Genomic DNA, 15948 nt, shown 5'->3' on the forward strand with positions numbered 1-15948 from the left:
GTCCGGTCCGGAGATTGGGTTGAGGAAACTGGCCATGCCTGCTGTCTTGACGGCCGTGCCTTCTGCTGTGCCAGGCGAGATGCAGCTTGTGCGCCGCGCCTTGGCGCGCGACGGCGATGCCTTCCGCACCATCATCAAGACACACAATCAGCGGCTCTACCGGATCGCGCGCGGCGTCGTGCGCAATGACAGCGAGGCCGAGGACATCGTGCAGGAGGCCTACGTCAAGGCTTTCGCCCATCTCGATGCGTTTCGCGGCGACTCCTCGCTCGCCACATGGCTGTCGCGCATCGTCATCAACGAGGCGCTTGGCCGCCTGCGCAACAGGCGCAGAACGGTGGCACTGCCGGAAAATCCGCAAGCCGAGATCATCCGGTTCCCTCTCAACCCCAGCGACGATCCGGAACGGACGATGGCGCAAAGGCAGATCCTCCAACTGGTCGAACAGGCCACCGACAGCCTTCCCGACGTCTACCGGACGGTGTTCGTGGCGCGGGTGATCGAGGGGCTGAGCATCGAGGAGACCGCCGATCTCCTCGGCGTGCGGCCGCAAACCGTCAAGACGAGGCTGCACCGCGCGCGCGCCCTCGTGCGCAAGGCGCTGGACGACCAGATCGGACCGGTGCTGCTCGATGCCTTCCCCTTCGCCGGCCGGCGTTGCGAACGACTGACCAGCGCCGTGATGCGGCGGCTCGGGCTGGAAAGCTGACCCTCACCGGATTTCAGTTCATTTCAGCGGGAACGTTTGCCGCTGACCAGCATCCAATGAACGTCAACCGAAAAACACAGTCCGGCGCGATTTCAGCGTCCGGACGAAGGAGATGCCATGTCTATCCGACACACTGCCGCGCTCGCCGCCCTGTTGCTGCTTGGCACTGCCCCATTCGCACAAGCCGCCGACAAGCCAACCGATCCGCAGATCGCCCACATCGCCTACACGGCCGGGGTCATCGACGTCGAAGCGGCCAAGCTGGCGATCGAGAAATCGAAGAACAAGGAGGTTGTCGATTTCGCCAAGGACATGGTCCGGGATCACGAGGCTGTAAATGTTCAGGCGCTCGACCTGGTGAAGAAGCTCAAGGTCACGCCGGAAGACAACGCCACCAGCCAGGCGCTGACCAAAGCTGCGGCGGAGGAGCGGGCCAAGCTTGCCAAACTCGACGGCGCTGCCTTCGACAAAGCCTATGTCGACAATGAGGTCGCCTACCACAAGCAGGTCAACGGCGCGCTCGAAACCCTTTTGATCCCGTCGGCGCAGAATGCCGAACTGAAGAGCCTGCTGGAAACCGGCCTGAAGATTTTCCAGGGCCATGAGCAGCACGCCGAGCACGTCGCCGGCATGCTCAAGTAAGGGCCCGGAGCATGCCGAAACGCCATCTGTGGATTGCGTTGGCGCTGGCCGTCGGTACCGTTCCGGCGCGAGCAGAAACCATCCAGGTCATCATCGACAGGCTGGTGTTCTCGCCAGCCACCGTCGAGGCCAAGGTCGGCGACACGATCGAGTGGGTGAACAAGGATGTGTTCGCCCACACGGCCACCGTGAAAGGCGGCTGGGAAGTGATGATCCCGCCGAAGAAATCCGCAAGCCTGACATTAAAGGCCGCGGGACCGGTCGACTATTTCTGCCGCTTTCACCCCAACATGAAAGGCCGTTTGGTGGTGGCCCCCTGATCCAGCGCCAACGAGGCTCGCCTGGCCTCGTCGGGGCGCGCGATATGCGTCCACGAGCCGTCATAGCCCGGCTCGCGGCGTGCAATCCAGGCATTCAGCCCTTCGCGCAGATCGGCGGTCGGGGCCATGCGGGCGAACTGCTCGGCCTCGACCAGCAGGCCTTCGGCGATGCTCTGGTTGAGGCCGCGCGCCACTGCCGTGAGGATGCCGGCAATCGCCAGATCGGAGTGCCGCAGGATGCGCCTGGCCAGGCCGATTGCGGCCGGCATCAACTCGGCATGCGGCACAACCTCGTTGACGAGACCCAGTTCAAGCGCCCGCGGCGGCGCAAACCAGTCGCCGGTCAACAGCAGTTCGAGCGCCCGCTTGCGCCCGGCGAGCCTCGGCAGGCGTTGGGTTCCGCCAAAGGTCGGCGGCATTGCAAGGCTGATTTCCGGCTTGGCGAACAAAGCGCGGTCGCTGGCGATGGCCAGCGGCACCGCCTCGGTGATTTCGCAACCGCCACCAAAGGCAATGCCGTTGACGGCAGCGATGACGGGTTTGCGAAACGCTTCCAGCCTCGCCGTCAGCCGTTGCCCGCGCATGACGAAGTCCCGCATCGCGACATCGACGCCGACCGCCACGCTTGCCGAGAACTCATGAATGTCGCCGCCCGCCGAAAACGCCCGCTCCCCTGCTCCGGTCAGAATGATTGCGCGGACGCTGTCATCGACTTCAATGTCGTCGAGGATCGCAAGCAGGCGATCGATCAGGGCATAATTCAGCGCGTTGAGCTTCTCCGGCCGGTTGAGGGTGAGGATGGCAATCCCATCCCGGGTTTCGCTAAGGACAAGATCGGTCATTGGCTCTTCCTTCTTCATCATGCTGATGACCGGAAGACTATGCCTCTTTCCGCTTGTGTATATTCACTAGTCGGTATACCTAAGCTCATGCCTGACACGCAAAGTCCTACCCGCAAACGCATTGGCGATGCCGCGACCAGGCTCTTCTATGCCGAAGGAATCGGTCGCGTCAGCGTCGATGCCGTCGCCGAGGAAGCGGGTCTCACCAAGCGCACGCTCTACTACCATTTCAAGAGCAAGGACGACCTCATCGCGGCCTATCTCGATGGCCGCGACCAACCCAATCTGAAGCGGATGGCTGGCTGGTTCGATGCTGCCGAAGGCGGCGCGGATCGCAAGGTCGAGGCGATCTTCACCAATCTGGCGAGGTCCGCTCGTCACCCGAAATGGAAAGGATGCGGCTTCCTGCGCACGGCCGCCGAACTCGCCTCGATGCCCGGACATCCGGCGGTCAAGGTCGGCGCGCGGCACAAGCTGAATTTCGAAACATGGCTGGCCGGCGCCTTGTCGGACCATGGCGTCGGCGAGCCGCCTGCCTTGGCACGCGAGATCGTGCTTTTGATCGACGGCTGCTTTTCGATCATGCTGATCCACCGCAACCCCGATTACATCGAGGCCGCCGGCCGCGCCGCGGCAACGCTTGTGCGGGCGCGAATTTCAGGCAGCCAGGTCTAGAACCCGAAAGCCAGCCATGCCGTACCGGCGGCCAGCGTTATCAGCGTCAACGGCAAGCCGACCTTGAAAAAAGCGCCGAACGACAGCGTCGTGCCGGCGGCTCGTGCCTGTTCGGCGACGATCAGATTGGCGACCGAACCCAGCAGCGTGAAATTGCCGGCCAGTGTCGAGCTCATGGCGACGACCAGCCAGGCGCGCTCGGGGTTTTCGAGGCCCGGTATGAAGGGCCGAAGCGCCAGCACGGCCGGGACATTGCTCATGATGTTGGAGAGCACCGCGGTGAAACCGGACAGGCGCCAGACGTCGCCCAGCCCGAGGTTCTTGGCCGAAGCGATCATGTCGGGCGAAAGAAGCGTCTTTTCGGCGCCGGCGACCACCACGAACAGACCGGCGAACATGAACAGCAGCGGACCGTCGATCTCGCGGTAGATGCGTTCCGGCTTGATGGCCCGGGTGAGCAACAGGATGGCGCCGCCGATGAGTGCGGCCTTGGCGACAGGCACGCCGGCGAAGAAGGCGATTGCCAGCCCGATGCAGACCACCACCGCCTTCAGCACCTGTCTCTTGTGCATGCGGCCACGCGAGACCTCGGGCATCAGTTGCACCGTGCGGGCGAATTCGGCCCGGTAGACGATGCGTATGATGACAACGACCGCGACGAGGCCGAACAGGGCGACCGGAGCGAGCGCCGCCGAAAAGGCCGGATAGGAAATGCCCGACAGCGCGCCGATGACCATGTTTTGCGGATTGCCGGTGATGGTGGCGACGCTGCCGCAATTCGACGCGGTGGCGGTGGCGATCAGATAAGGGATCGGGTTGCGCTTGATCACACGGGTGACATGGACGACGATCGGCGCCATGACGAGGCAGATGGCGTCGTTGACCAGGAAGGCGGACAACACCCCGGTCAGCAGCGTCACCATCACCAAAAGCATGAAGGGCGCGTGCGCATGCTCGATGGCGACGGCGCCAAGGCCGCGAAAGGCGCCTGACACCTTCAGATGCGCCACCACGATCATCATGCCGAGCAGAAGCGTGATGGTGTCGAAATTGATCGCCCGGTAGGCATCCTCCATGCTGAGCGCGCCGATGGCGATCATCGCGGCCCCGCCGAGAAGCGCGATCCCCGCCCGGTCGAGGCGCAGGCCGGGGATGCGGCCAATGGCAACACCGGCGTAAGTCAGGATCAGGATCAGCAGTGCCGCCGCGCCCATCAATGTCATCGATAAGAAGTCCTGCCCTGTGGCGCGCCGCTGCCTGTCAGCCCCAATGGTCTGATTTGCGTGCCTGCTTTAGCGCGATGTCGAGATCGATGACAGACAGCCAGGCATGTTGTTGCGTCAAGCACCGCCCAAGGGATGACGTGCCGCTAACGCAGATAGAAATCCAGCCTTTGTCGCAGTGCCTGCGGCGAAAACAGCTGCTCGACGGTCTGCCGGGCCTTGAGGCCCACTGCCGCCCGCAGCGCCGGATCGGCTTTGAGATCGGCCAGGATCCGCGCCGCCTGCTGCGTCGTTTCGAACAAGAAGCCGTTTTCGCCATGTCTGATATGGTCGGAATAGCCTCCATATGAATGGCAGACCACGGGCAACCCGCAGGCCATCGCTCGAACACCACCCGGCCGAACGTCTCAACGTGCGAGCCGGCGCGGAAGTACGCCAAGCGTCTGCGGAAAGGTACCTATGGCTCCACTTGCCAATGGAATCTGGCAACGCTATAGGCTCAGTATGGGAGACACTATCTCTACAGCAAAAAATTCTTCGTCGAGCGGGCAAAGGAAGTCGGAATTGCTAAGATAATTCTGAAACAAGTGACCGATATTCTGCGACCTACTTCGATTGTTGATCTCGGAACTGGTGTGGGATCGTGGCTTGCTGCCGCTAAGCAGCTAGAGATCACCAATGTACGGGGTCTCGACGGGCCGTGGGTTCCAAGGGAACTCCGCCAGATCGCCGAAAGTGAATTTCTTGCTGTTGATCTGGAAAAACCTCTTCCCGATCTGGGCCGATTTGACATGGCTATCTGCGCGGAGGTGCTGGAACACATATCCGAAGCGGCGTCTGTCAAAGCTGTGAAATGGCTTTGTCAAAGCGCCCCGGCCATTCTATTTTCCGCTGCTGTGCCGCACCAAGGCGGGACCAATCATATCAATGAAGCATGGCACAGTACATGGGCTCACCGGTTCGAGGTTCACGGATTCAAGACCTATGACATAGTACGTCCAATGATATGGGCCGACGGTCGAATTCCTTTCTGGTATCGCCAGAACCTCCTCTTGATGGCGAACGACGAGACCGGCGAAAAGCTAGGTCTCGGTCCAGCAAACCCCGATTATCTCGACTTTATTCATCCAGACAGCTATCTCGGTAGAAGCAACCGGGTGGTCCACTTGGAGAACAAAAGACTGAATGGCAGACTGCGAGCGCTGCGGCGGAGACTATTCGGTTAAGCCCGGCCGTTCCAGGGCGTGGAGGATAGATTCCGGGTCAAGTTCCAAAGCAGTACGACAATTGGTAGATAGCCTGGGGGGGCATCAAATGAAATGTATGGTCATCAACCTTGATCGGTCTCCCGATCGACTTGCCCATGTCACAGTTGAATTCTCGAAGATTGGTGTTTCGTTCGACCGGGTTTCTGCCATAGACGCGTGGCACCGACCGGAGTTTGCCGAGACTTCATCCGGCTTAACCCCGACGGAAATGGCCTGCCTCATGAGCCACAGGGTTTGCTGGAGAATCATCGCGGATGGTGATGGTGCCTTTGGCGCGATCTTCGAGGATGACATCCTTTTGTCCGAAGCGGCTGGCCCGATGCTTTCCAATGATGGATGGATTCCGGCCGACGCGGATATCGTCAAGCTGGAAACGAGCTTAAGGAAGACCGTCATCGCGATGAAGCGCACTTCTGTCAGCCGTGCGTTTTCGGTGGCAAGATTATATGGAATACATTTCGGGTCGGCCGGTTACATCCTTTCCAGGCAAGCGGCGCTCGATCTGATCTCCCGGAGTCTTGATGAACGCGCCGATGAGGTCATCTTCGATCCGTCACTTCCGACGTCGTCAAGCAAAACCATATACCAACTCTTGCCCGCACTGTGTGTGCAACATGATCATGTACGCGAGAAGACCTCCGGGTTGACCAGCCTCCTTAGTGAAGAGCGGCTGGTGAGAGCTAGAGCAAATCCCGCTCCAAAGAGGAGCCCGGTCGAAAAGCTCGTGGTCGAAACGAGGCGTGTAGCACGGCAGATTTTCGATATCTGCCGGCTCAGGCGTGAGAAGACCGTATCCTTTCTCCAGTCGATACCCGAGGCCTGATATCTGTCCGGCCAACAGGATCGGGGAGTGTCATGGGGTCCCGAGGCGCGCGCGGTCTTTCCGAGTTGGTGACACAAGGCGCTCCGCCGGAGCCGGACGTCTGTCGGAACCACGCTCCCGCAATCGACCCCGGCGCTGTTTCGGGCGCCTAGTTCAGATAAAAATCCAGCCGCTGCCGCAGTGCCTGCGGCGAAAACAGCTGCTCGACGGTCTGCCGGGCCTTGAGGCCCACTGCCGCCCGCAGCGCCGGATCGGCTTTGAGATCGGCCAGGATCCGCGCCGCCTGCTGCGTCGTTTCGAACAAGAAGCCGTTTTCGCCATGCCTGATATGGTCGGAATAGCCTCCATATGAATGGCAGACCACGGGCAACCCGCAGGCCATCGCCTCGAACACGACGCGACCGAAGGTTTCCACATGCCAACCGGTGCGATAATAAAACACGTCGAGCGTCTGCAGAAACTCTTCGGCGGAAAATTGGCCGGGTGGCAACAGCTCGAGTTGCGGATGCGGCATGAGGCTGCCCTTGAGCCCTGTCCCTCCCTGAATCCGCAAGGCTGTACCTTCGGCCAGCAATGTCTCGTAAAGGGGTATGTCATCGGGATGATGTTTGCCCGGCCCATCGCGGCTCAAGCGTCCGACGATGAACGGGCGATCCGAATCCAGACGCCGTGGTGAAAAACGTTCGATCTCGATCGGAGAGGGGTGCACCGTGCCGTCGATTTGGAGCAATCGCTTCTGAAAGTCGGAAACAAGCACTATCTCGGCGGCGGGCCATCCCAAGCTCCGAGGCATGCGCGTGGTGAGGTTGAGAACCTTCGGATGAAGGGTGTTGAAGTCGTAAATCAGCCGGCGCGGCCGCGGGATCAGGTAAGGCCACACCTTGTTGCGCCAATGCGCTCCGAGAAAAACGTAAGTGCCGCCATCCGGAACTTTTCGCGTAAGCGGGGAAATACGACGTATCGGGAATTGCCGCATTAATTCACCTGAAGCCCGCGATGACGCAGCCCAAAGGCGCACCTCCGAATCGGCGCTCAACAGCCGATAGAGTTCCAAGGTCTTGAGGTCACTGCCACCGAAAGGATCCTGAAAGCCGTTGAACAAATGGATCATAATCGTGTGCTTACCTGACCGTTTCCGCCATTGTTCGCCGGCGTCAAAATCATGATCGCACGTCGGCCGTAACCCTTGGAAACTCAGGAGTGAGAACCGTTTCTGCCGACAATGAAACATCGCCAATGCGGGGAAGTATACCGGTAAGCGGTTGCAGTCCATGGCCTATCGAGCCGGCATGCTATCCGTAAAGATCGCATCCCGGCATATGACTGTAAGCATTGAAGCGTCGAGAAAGCGGCCTGCGTCGATTTCGAGAGCTTCCCGATCAGCCATCCGCAAGTTTCTGCCATCAATGCACGGTGGCGACCCCGGGCTCAGGCGCCGGAGACGTTCCGGCCGGATCGAAGCTGACTTGATCGCGTCCGTTCGACTTGGCCGTGTAAAGCCTTTTGTCGGCAGCGGAGAAGATTTCCTCATAGGTGATCGGGCCGGTGAAGCTTGTGCCGCCGATGCTGACGGAAAGCGGACAAGGCCTGCCGCCGGGTGAGAATTCCATCTCCCTGATACGCCGGCGGATGCTTTCGGCAACCACCCAGGATTGCGAGGGATCCACGCCGGGCAGAAACACGCCGAATTCTTCGCCACCGATGCGGCCGACGATATCGCCCCCACGAAGTTGCCCCTTGATCGCCTGCGCTATCAGTTTGAGCGCCTGATCGCCGCAGTCATGGCCCAGGCGGTCATTGATCGACTTGAAGTGGTCGGCGTCGATGATCAGCAGCGCGCCCGAACGGGTTTGCTCCTGCTTTCGGGTCTGCTCGAGATAGGCTTCGACCAGCATCGAGAAGGCGCCACGGTTCAGCACCGCCGTCAGGCTGTCGGTCGCGGCGATGACGCTGAGGTCGCGCTGCGCGATGGCCAGCTGGCGAATCTTCCACATCAGGAAAAACAGAAACGAACCACCCAGCACCAAAGGCAGCATCAGGTCGGTCATCTGTGCCCGCCACAGAGCCTCGGGCGAAAGATAGGGAAAGTTGAAGGAATCGACGAAGAACGCCACGGCAATGAAGAATGCCGTACCGACTGCCGTGACAGCGATCACCCTGCCCCAACTCGTCGGCGACAGATCGAGCTTCATCGCGTTCAACTCCGTTAGCCGTCGCTACTATGACGCACCAACCCCAACAAATTGATAAGACTTTCCCTCCAATTCGATATCGGGCGGCGGAACCAACCCGCCGGCCCTGTCGATGACTTGCGACAGACGCTACAAGACGGCCGCTGGAAAGCAGCCATCCTGTTTCAGAGCTTGAAGGCGTGGGCCAACTGCCGGCCGAGCAAGGGCAAAACGGCGCGCGAAGCCAGACCGCTCGTCGTCAGTTGAGCGTCGGCTCACTCAGCGCATCGACGACAAAGGATGCCGCGATCAGGTCGTCGGCATCGAGGCGCAGGGAGCCTCCGTCGCCTCCCATGGCTGAAGCCACTTTTTGAAAGGTCTTCATTTCATATTCCGTGATCCGGGCGTCCTGCATCCTGGCCTTGAGGTCGGCGATGCGCCGATCCAGAGCCGAAGATATGCCTATTTCTCGCTTCGACATGGCAACACTCCTCCCCACCCTTGTTTGCCTCCCGCCTGTCCACTTTTATATGAGGGTCCGCGAATACAGCGGGCCGAACGCGCCGTGCGCGGGAAGGTTCCGAAAAGGCAGAGTAACGAAATAATACGCTGGCCCCAGCCGACTGCCCGGCCACGCTAAATCCCCTCATCACCATGATAGAGCTGAACAGCTTGCGGTATTTACCGCTGTCGTGGCATTCCTGGATGGAAAGAGGTGATTCCGTGACTTGCTATATAAGGCATAGCTAATCCTTGACGCCAGCCGGATGCCGCCCCAGAATCAGAAGCATGGCAATAAAGGTCGGCGACGAAGTGGCGGTCATGGCGACGGTGCTGAAGCGCGTCACGGAAGACCGCGTCAGCGTGTCGATCCCCGGTTACAATTTTCCGCATTCGGTCATTGGTCCAGCGACCAAGCTGACCGAGGGCCAGCCGATGGAATTATCCGGCGACGTTACGCAGATCGAGGGCGACAAGGTCACGGTGTCGTTCGGACAATGGTCACCGTGGATCTGGACAAGGTGCACCTGGTGCAAAGCCACCTCCCGCCGAAGCGAAGGGATCTGAGGATGTGAACACGCGAAGCTCCACCGTCTCAGGGATCCAGCCCCTTACGTCCCAGCAGTGCAGAGCCGCACGAGCGATGCTGAAATGGTCGCAGGTGCGACTCGCCGCGAAGTGCGGCCTTAGCGAAGGAACGATCGGCAGTTTCGAGAGCGGACGAAGGATTCCGAGTTCGGCCAAGCTGGCTGCCATCCGTCGAGGGTTGGAGGCAGCGGGCGTGGTTTTCATCGATCAGAAGGTTGCAAGGACCAAGAGCGGTCCGCCTCGTCAAACTATCGGCGGAACATAATTTAGATATCGCTGTTAGATCCCAAACGGGAGGCGCGCGATGTTCAAAGGTGAAATCGGCATTGTTTCGGACTGGTCGAAATTGGTGGCGGACGATCCTCTGATCGCCGCCGATATTGCCCAGCGTCTTTCTCTACTCGCTTGCAATGACAACACTCCCGCTGCCGCCGACGGCCCGTCGCCCGGCACCGAAACATTTCGAAATCCCCACTTTGCCGGCCTCGCGACACCCGCCGAATATCCTCGCCCGATCGTGCTTCTAGCCACGATCTACGCGTCGACGGTCCTGGGGGTAACGCTGCTTCTGGCGGCGGCGGTTTGAGCGCACGAGGCCTGGTGACGCTCTCTGAAAGCCCATGTCTCCGGTATAAACCGCGACCTATGTGTCCGGAATGGACCCGAAAGGCTTTGGCGATCCCGACAGGATTCGAACCTGTGACCATCGGCTTAGAAGGCCGGTGCTCTATCCAGCTGAGCTACGGGACCGCTGGCCGGCCTTTGGACCGGCTGGATATTCTGGCGCTGGGCGGTTCAATGCGTCCAGGGCGTCCTGCGGTCATAGCGGAAATTCTCCGCATAGGAAATCTGGCGGCGCTTGGTCTCTTTCGGCTCTTCGACGCGGAAAGCGAGCCCTTGCTTTTCGGCGTAGGCCACCGCCTCTTCCCGCGTGTCGAAGCTAAGCCTGATCTGGCTTCTCATGTCTGCCGACGTCGTATAGCCCATCAGCGGATCGATCTTCTTGCGCGTCTCGGGATCGAATTCCAGCACCCAGTGGCCGGTCTTGGCCTTGCCGGACTGCATCGCGGTTTTGGCTGGGCTGAAAATGCGCGCGGACATGGCCACCTCGTTCTTGTGCAAGGCAGCATCGCCACCCTTCGCCCGTCATTACTGCGCAATGCGCACGGCGGCAAGGTTTTTGCTCTCGCGGGTTTTTGCACTTGCCATGCACCACCGAAATGAATAGGCAACAGACCGTTCGGAGTGTAGCGCAGCCTGGTAGCGCATCTGGTTTGGGACCAGAGGGTCGGGAGTTCGAATCTCTCCACTCCGACCATCCCCTCACAGCCCAATGCCCGGCGCAGCCATATGGTCACTTGCTCCGGCTCCGGTCGTGCATCCGGCAGCCGCGGGCCGGTTCGGCAAACAGGGGGTTCAGATGCTTGGAATCGATGCCTGGGTGTCGCTTTTCGGACCGGCCTACTTTGCCTATGCCGGCATCACCGTTCCGTTCATGGTGACGTGGGCAATTGCCTGCGCCGCGCTGGCGATGTGGAACAACCGTGAAAGCCGCAGACAGGCGAGGCAGGCCCCAGGCGCTGTCGTCTCCCGCTCCTGGCGTATCAGTATCGGAATGTTTGTGCTGGTCGCCGCCGGCTATATCGCCGCTCACTCTGCCGTCTACCTCGCGGTCCGTCATTTCGCCAGAATGTGGCTCTGAGACTGGCCTCTCAGGCTAAATCTCGAATTCGCCCTGCCCTTCGTCCATGGCGTTGACGGTTTCGGCTGCCAGCGCCCTGGTGATCGGCGTCTTGCGTTCGAGCGCGGTCCGGTCGAGCCGCTCAACCACGCGCATCGCTGTCGCCAGCGAGCGCTCGATACGGCGGACCAGATACTGCACGACATGCGGTTCGACCTCGATCTGACGGTCGGCGAAGAGTTTTGTGATGACGCCGGCGAGCAGGAGATCGTCGGGCTCATGAATTTCCACTGTCGCCGCTGCTTTCAGCCGTGAGGCGAGATCAGGCAGCGTGACGCCCCAGGCGGACGGAAAGCGGCGCGCCGTCAGGAGCAGCGTCGACCCGGCACCACGCACCGCATTGATCAGATGGAACAGGCCCTGTTCATCGACCGCGCCGGTATCGACATCGTCGATCAGCGCCGGCCGCGCGCCGAGATTGGCAATGCTGTCGCCGATGCGCCTGGCGTCGACCGCCACCGCATCGGCACGCGCGCGCCAGATCGAGGCCAGATGCGTCTTGCCCGAACCCGCGGGACCGGCCAGCACCACCACCGGCGATGGCCAGTCCGGCCAGCGGTCGACCAGCGCCACCGCCTGGTTGTTGGTGCCGGAGACGACGAGTTCGTCGCGCGAATAGCCGGTGCCATGGCCGAGATCGAGCGGCAACTGGCGTGGCGGGTCGGTTGGCTGGGCAGTCACTTCAGCGACGCGGTTGCGTGCGGTGGCCGCCGCCGCGATCGGCCGGAAGCTGCGGCACAGGTGCCGTGCCGCGACCCTTGTAGAGCGGCGATTCGAGATAGCGGGCAATGGCGAACCGCACCAGCACGGCGACGGCCGCAGAAGCCGGCACCGCGATCAACAAGCCGACGAAGCCGAACAGCGCACCGAAGGCAAAAAGCGAAAACATCAGCCATACCGGGTGCAGGCCGACGCTTTTGCCGACCAGCCGCGGCTGCAGGATGTTGCCCTCGATGAACTGACCGATGAAGAACACGACCGCGACGGCGACGATCATCGTCCAGTCCGGCCAGAACTGGACGAAGGCGACGCCGACGGCCAGCACCAGCCCGGTCAGCGAGCCGACATAAGGGATGAAGGAAATCAGCCCGGCGAACAGGCCGATGAGGATGCCGAAATTCAGCCCGGTCAGCGTCAGCCCGGTGGCATAAATGGCGCCCAGCACCAGGCACAGCGTGCCCTGGCCGCGCACGAAGCCGGCTGTTGCGGTGTTGATGTCACGCGCGATGGCGCGCACGGTCGCGACGTTGTCGCGCGGCACCCAACCGTCGATGACCGCCACCATGCGGTCCCAGTCGAGAAGCATGTAGAAGGCGACCACCGGCGTCACCACGAACAGGCTGACCACCGAGACCAGCGCCATGCCGGAACTCCACAGCGAGGTGAAGACGGTGGTGATCAGGCCGAAGCCCGAGGTCAGCAGCGAATTCAGCCCGTCGCGCAAGCTATTGGCGTTGACGCCGAACTTCTGTTCCAGCCATTTCGGATCGAACGAGGTGATCAGGCTTTGCAGCCGGGTCAGATATTCCGGCAATTTGCCGGCGAAATCCGCCATCTGCGTGGCCAGAACCGGAATGAGGATGACGAAGGCCAGGACCAGCACGATGAGGAAGGAGATGAGGATGACCACCGTCGCCATGAAACGGGACAGGCCGAGCCGCTGCAGCCGGTCGGCAACGGGATCGAGGAAATAGGCAAGCACCATGCCGGCGACGAAGGGCAGCAGGATGGCGCTGAAAACATAGAGGAAAAGCGCCAGCAGCGCGGCGCCGGCCAGCCAGAAGAAGATCTGGCGGCGAAAGGTCGCGGACGCGGCGGTGTCGGCGGCCGCGGCCTCGATCGCTGCCGCTTCTGTCTCAGATGTCCGGAGTGGAGCCTTCGCCATAGCCGCTCATGTGCCTCAGCCAAGTCACGAGATAGGCTGCGGCCGAAGCCACGGTCAAGACCCCGGACAGCAATATGAGAACTGACCTCAGCGGGTCGAGATGAACGGCAAGGGCAAGTTCTCCCAGCACAAGCGCGGCCAGCACGATCTGGATCGCGGTGTTGGCCTTCGACACGAACAACGGTTTCATCTCGACCGGATGGGTCATGACGGCGGACAACACCACCGCGCAGACGATCAACGCGTCGCGCGACACCATGATGACGACAAGCCACAGCGGCAATTGCCCGATGAAGCTCATGACAACGAACACCGAAACCAGCAGCAGCTTGTCGGCCACCGGGTCGAGATAGGCGCCGAGGGTGGATTGCTGGTTGAAACGGCGGGCGATGAACCCGTCGACGCCGTCGGAAATACCGGCGACGAGGAACCCGGCAAAAGCCCAGTCCCAGCGCGCCTGCAGCATCGCCAGCACCACCGCCGGCACCAGGACAAGGCGCAGGATGGTGATCAGGTTGGGGATGGTCAAATGCTTGGCACCTCCTCTTGGTCGGAGATAGATGATGAAGATGGCGGGTGGCAACAAGGGAGAAGCTGCCGATCTCCCCGCATGGGAGAGCGGTTTTCAGCCTGGCTTTCGCCAATCACGAGCGCCTAAACGCGCGCGCCGTCCACGGTTTTATGGGCCGAGATGGCCGTTATCCTTGCGGACAGAAACCGTTCATGCGAAGAGCCCGCGACAAGGAAAATTGTTGAACGGGCACCAGAAATGAGCAAGCGCGACGTGAACAAGCGCAAGAACGGGCTCACCTATGCCGAGGCCGGTGTCGATATCGATGCCGGCAATCTCATGGTCGAGAAGATCAAGCCGCTGGTGCGCGCGACGCGCCGGCCGGGCGCCGATGGTGAGATCGGCGGTTTCGGAGGCCTGTTCGACCTCAAGGCCGCGGGCTTTACCGACCCGGTGCTGGTGGCGGCCAATGACGGCGTCGGCACCAAGCTCAAGATCGCCATCGATGCCGGCAAGCACGACACAATCGGCATCGACCTCGTCGCCATGTGCGTCAACGACATCGTCGTGCAAGGTGCCGAACCGCTGTTCTTCCTCGACTATTTCGCCACCGGCAAGCTCGATCCCGACCAGGGTGCCGCGATCGTCGGCGGCATTGCCGAGGGCTGCCGCCAGGCCGGCTGCGCGCTGATCGGCGGCGAGACGGCCGAGATGCCCGGCATGTATCACGGCAATGATTACGACCTGGCCGGCTTTGCGGTGGGCGCCGCCGAACGCGGCCAATTGCTGCCCACCGACGATATTGTCGAAGGCGACGTGCTGCTGGGCCTGGCTTCCTCTGGCTTGCACTCGAACGGATATTCGCTGGTGCGCCGCATCGTCGCCGTCAGCGGTCTGTCGTGGAGCGATCCGGCGCCGTTCAACGACGAGGCCACGCTGGGCGAGGCGCTGCTCGAGCCGACCCGCATCTACGTCAAGTCGATTCTCAAGGCGATCCGCAACACGCATGGTATCAAGGCGCTCGCCCACATCACCGGCGGCGGCTTCCCGGAAAACATCCCGCGCGTGCTGCCCAAGGATTTTTCGGCCGAACTCGACCTCGAAGCGATCGACGTTCCTGCCGTGTTTTCGTGGCTGGCCAAGACCGGCGGCGTGGCGCCGGAAGAGATGATGCGCACCTTCAATTGCGGCATCGGCATGATTCTGGCAGTCGCCTCCGGCCAGGCAGCACAGGTCGCCGCCGTGCTGCAGGAGGCCGGCGAGACGGTGACGCCGATCGGCCGCATCGTGCCGCGCCGCGATGCCGGCGTCATCTATCGGGGCTCGATCGGCCTATGAACGCGCAGAGGAAACGCACAATTGTCCTGATCTCGGGACGCGGCTCCAACATGACCGCGCTGATTGCCGCGGCCAGCGACCCGGCGTTCCCGGCCGAGATCGTCGGTGTCATTTCCGACAAGGCGGATGCCGCCGGGCTCGGCATCGCCAGGGCGCGCGGCATCGCCACGCAGATCGTCTCGCGTGCCGACCATGGCAGCAAGCAGGCGCATGACGCGGCAATAGACGCGGCGCTCGCGGCCTTCAACGCCGAGATCGTGGCGCTGGCCGGCTACATGCGCATCCTCACCCCCGGCTTCGTCCAGAGATGGCAGGGCCGCATGATCAACATCCACCCTGCCCTGCTGCCCGCTTTCAAGGGGCTCGACACCCATGCGCGCGCACTGGCCGCCGGCATTCGCATCCATGGCTGCACCGTGCACTTCGTCACCTCAGAGATGGATGACGGCCCGATCATCGCGCAGGCAGCCGTACCGGTGATGGTCGGCGACACCGCCGATACTTTGGCAGCCCGCGTGCTGAAGGCCGAGCACCGGCTTTATCCGCTGGCATTGGGGCTGGTCGCCGAGGGCAAGGCGCGCATGGAGGCCGGCCGCACCGTGCTTGCCCACTTTGCCGACGATGCCGACAACGGCATTTCGGTGGTGATGGCCCCCGACCCGCTGCGCGAAGAAACCGACCTCGAGCATCTGGCGCGCATTACGCCTTGAG

At 61.7% G+C, this 15948-nt stretch carries 22 protein-coding genes and 2 tRNA genes; 13 read left to right on the forward strand and 11 right to left on the reverse strand.

Going from position 1 to position 15948, the window contains the following annotated elements:
• Positions 1-34 precede the first annotated feature (34 nt).
• The 3 genes from NKJ37_RS12650 (at position 35) to NKJ37_RS12660 (ending at position 1671) form a co-directional block, all read left to right on the forward strand.
• Positions 35-709 carry an RNA polymerase sigma factor gene (locus NKJ37_RS12650; protein WP_023814114.1) on the forward strand — a complete coding sequence of 225 codons (675 nt, stop codon included), beginning with the start codon at positions 35-37 and terminating at the stop codon, positions 707-709.
• A 117-nt stretch (positions 710-826) separates the two neighbouring features.
• Positions 827-1351 (forward strand): DUF4142 domain-containing protein, encoded by a 525-nt coding sequence (locus NKJ37_RS12655; protein WP_023814113.1) that lies wholly within the window; start codon positions 827-829, stop codon positions 1349-1351.
• Positions 1352-1362: 11 nt separating this feature from the next.
• Positions 1363-1671, forward strand: a complete 309-nt coding sequence (locus NKJ37_RS12660) for a cupredoxin domain-containing protein (RefSeq protein ID WP_352555360.1) — start codon at positions 1363-1365, stop codon at positions 1669-1671.
• Here NKJ37_RS12660 and NKJ37_RS12665 read toward each other — a convergent pair.
• A complete protein-coding gene (locus tag NKJ37_RS12665; protein ID WP_352773920.1) occupies positions 1632-2513 on the reverse strand; it encodes a crotonase/enoyl-CoA hydratase family protein in 882 nt (293 codons plus the stop codon). The genes NKJ37_RS12660 and NKJ37_RS12665 overlap by 40 nt on opposite strands.
• 87 nt (positions 2514-2600) lie before the next feature.
• On the opposite strand from NKJ37_RS12665, the gene NKJ37_RS12670 reads away from it, so the two are divergent.
• Positions 2601-3188, forward strand: coding sequence for a TetR/AcrR family transcriptional regulator (locus tag NKJ37_RS12670; RefSeq protein WP_352773921.1), 588 nt, complete (start codon positions 2601-2603; stop codon positions 3186-3188).
• Here the strand turns inward: NKJ37_RS12670 and NKJ37_RS12675 are convergent.
• A complete protein-coding gene (locus NKJ37_RS12675; RefSeq protein WP_352773923.1) occupies positions 3185-4411 on the reverse strand; it encodes an anion transporter in 1227 nt (408 codons plus the stop codon). The genes NKJ37_RS12670 and NKJ37_RS12675 overlap by 4 nt on opposite strands.
• Before the next feature lie 146 nt (positions 4412-4557).
• Positions 4558-4791: a glycosyltransferase gene (locus NKJ37_RS12680; protein ID WP_352773925.1), complete on the reverse strand. Its 234-nt coding sequence runs from the start codon at positions 4789-4791 to the stop codon at positions 4558-4560.
• Positions 4792-4986: 195 nt separating this feature from the next.
• On the opposite strand from NKJ37_RS12680, the gene NKJ37_RS12685 reads away from it, so the two are divergent.
• Positions 4987-5637 carry a class I SAM-dependent methyltransferase gene (locus NKJ37_RS12685; protein ID WP_352773972.1) on the forward strand — a complete coding sequence of 217 codons (651 nt, stop codon included), beginning with the start codon at positions 4987-4989 and terminating at the stop codon, positions 5635-5637.
• 88 nt (positions 5638-5725) lie between these two features.
• Entirely contained in the window at positions 5726-6502 is a 777-nt protein-coding gene (locus tag NKJ37_RS12690) for a glycosyltransferase family 25 protein (RefSeq protein WP_352723387.1), read from the forward strand.
• A gap of 148 nt (positions 6503-6650) precedes the next feature.
• Here the strand turns inward: NKJ37_RS12690 and NKJ37_RS12695 are convergent, their stop codons facing one another.
• The 3 genes from NKJ37_RS12695 to NKJ37_RS12705 form a co-directional block, all read right to left on the reverse strand.
• A complete protein-coding gene (locus tag NKJ37_RS12695) occupies positions 6651-7613 on the reverse strand; it encodes a glycosyltransferase family 4 protein (protein ID WP_352773926.1) in 963 nt (320 codons plus the stop codon).
• A 292-nt stretch (positions 7614-7905) separates the two neighbouring features.
• On the reverse strand, positions 7906-8694 hold the full coding sequence (locus tag NKJ37_RS12700; RefSeq protein WP_352773928.1) for a GGDEF domain-containing protein: 789 nt from the start codon (positions 8692-8694) through the stop codon (positions 7906-7908).
• Positions 8695-8932: 238 nt separating this feature from the next.
• Positions 8933-9154 carry a hypothetical protein gene (locus NKJ37_RS12705; RefSeq protein WP_023814103.1) on the reverse strand — a complete coding sequence of 74 codons (222 nt, stop codon included), beginning with the start codon at positions 9152-9154 and terminating at the stop codon, positions 8933-8935.
• Positions 9155-9462: 308 nt separating this feature from the next.
• Here NKJ37_RS12705 and NKJ37_RS12710 point away from each other — a divergent pair, with 308 nt between their 5' ends.
• From NKJ37_RS12710 to NKJ37_RS12720, 3 genes are read left to right on the forward strand one after another with little or no spacing between them, the layout of a single operon-like run.
• On the forward strand, positions 9463-9741 hold the full coding sequence (locus NKJ37_RS12710; RefSeq protein WP_352442201.1) for a hypothetical protein: 279 nt from the start codon (positions 9463-9465) through the stop codon (positions 9739-9741).
• A 4-nt stretch (positions 9742-9745) separates the two neighbouring features.
• Entirely contained in the window at positions 9746-10027 is a 282-nt protein-coding gene (locus NKJ37_RS12715; protein WP_031213538.1) for a helix-turn-helix domain-containing protein, read from the forward strand.
• 39 nt (positions 10028-10066) lie between these two features.
• Positions 10067-10348 carry a hypothetical protein gene (locus NKJ37_RS12720; RefSeq protein ID WP_023812589.1) on the forward strand — a complete coding sequence of 94 codons (282 nt, stop codon included), beginning with the start codon at positions 10067-10069 and terminating at the stop codon, positions 10346-10348.
• 87 nt (positions 10349-10435) lie between these two features.
• Here the strand turns inward: NKJ37_RS12720 and NKJ37_RS12725 are convergent.
• Both NKJ37_RS12725 and NKJ37_RS12730 read right to left on the reverse strand, forming a co-directional pair.
• Positions 10436-10512: transfer RNA gene (locus NKJ37_RS12725), tRNA-Arg, on the reverse strand.
• A gap of 45 nt (positions 10513-10557) precedes the next feature.
• A complete protein-coding gene (locus tag NKJ37_RS12730; protein WP_023812590.1) occupies positions 10558-10863 on the reverse strand; it encodes an ETC complex I subunit in 306 nt (101 codons plus the stop codon).
• A 140-nt stretch (positions 10864-11003) separates the two neighbouring features.
• Here NKJ37_RS12730 and NKJ37_RS12735 point away from each other — a divergent pair.
• Together NKJ37_RS12735 and NKJ37_RS12740 are read left to right on the forward strand one after the other, a co-directional pair.
• Positions 11004-11080, forward strand: a tRNA-Pro gene (locus NKJ37_RS12735).
• 102 nt (positions 11081-11182) lie between these two features.
• Positions 11183-11464, forward strand: coding sequence for a hypothetical protein (locus NKJ37_RS12740; RefSeq protein WP_023812591.1), 282 nt, complete (start codon positions 11183-11185; stop codon positions 11462-11464).
• 15 nt (positions 11465-11479) lie between these two features.
• Here NKJ37_RS12740 and hdaA read toward each other — a convergent pair whose 3' ends face one another.
• Genes hdaA through NKJ37_RS12755 form a run of 3 tightly spaced genes read right to left on the reverse strand, consistent with a single transcriptional unit; the run spans position 11480 to position 13917 of the window.
• Positions 11480-12184 (reverse strand): DnaA regulatory inactivator HdaA, encoded by a 705-nt coding sequence (hdaA, locus tag NKJ37_RS12745; protein WP_023812592.1) that lies wholly within the window; start codon positions 12182-12184, stop codon positions 11480-11482.
• Position 12185: 1 nt separating this feature from the next.
• Complete coding sequence (locus tag NKJ37_RS12750) at positions 12186-13388, reverse strand: AI-2E family transporter (RefSeq protein ID WP_352773929.1); 1203 nt, start codon at positions 13386-13388, stop codon at positions 12186-12188.
• Positions 13360-13917, reverse strand: a complete 558-nt coding sequence (locus NKJ37_RS12755; RefSeq protein WP_127289150.1) for a CDP-alcohol phosphatidyltransferase family protein — start codon at positions 13915-13917, stop codon at positions 13360-13362. Before NKJ37_RS12755 ends, NKJ37_RS12750 begins: the two co-directional genes overlap by 29 nt.
• A 240-nt stretch (positions 13918-14157) precedes the next feature.
• On the opposite strand from NKJ37_RS12755, the gene purM reads away from it, so the two are divergent.
• Complete coding sequence (gene purM, locus NKJ37_RS12760; RefSeq protein WP_352676696.1) at positions 14158-15237, forward strand: phosphoribosylformylglycinamidine cyclo-ligase; 1080 nt, start codon at positions 14158-14160, stop codon at positions 15235-15237.
• Positions 15234-15947, forward strand: a complete 714-nt coding sequence (gene purN, locus NKJ37_RS12765) for a phosphoribosylglycinamide formyltransferase (RefSeq protein ID WP_352676693.1) — start codon at positions 15234-15236, stop codon at positions 15945-15947. Before purM ends, purN begins: the two co-directional genes overlap by 4 nt.
• Position 15948: the final 1 nt, after the last annotated feature.

Source organism: Mesorhizobium sp. M0140, assembly GCF_040322475.1.
GTDB lineage: Bacteria > Pseudomonadota > Alphaproteobacteria > Rhizobiales > Rhizobiaceae > Mesorhizobium.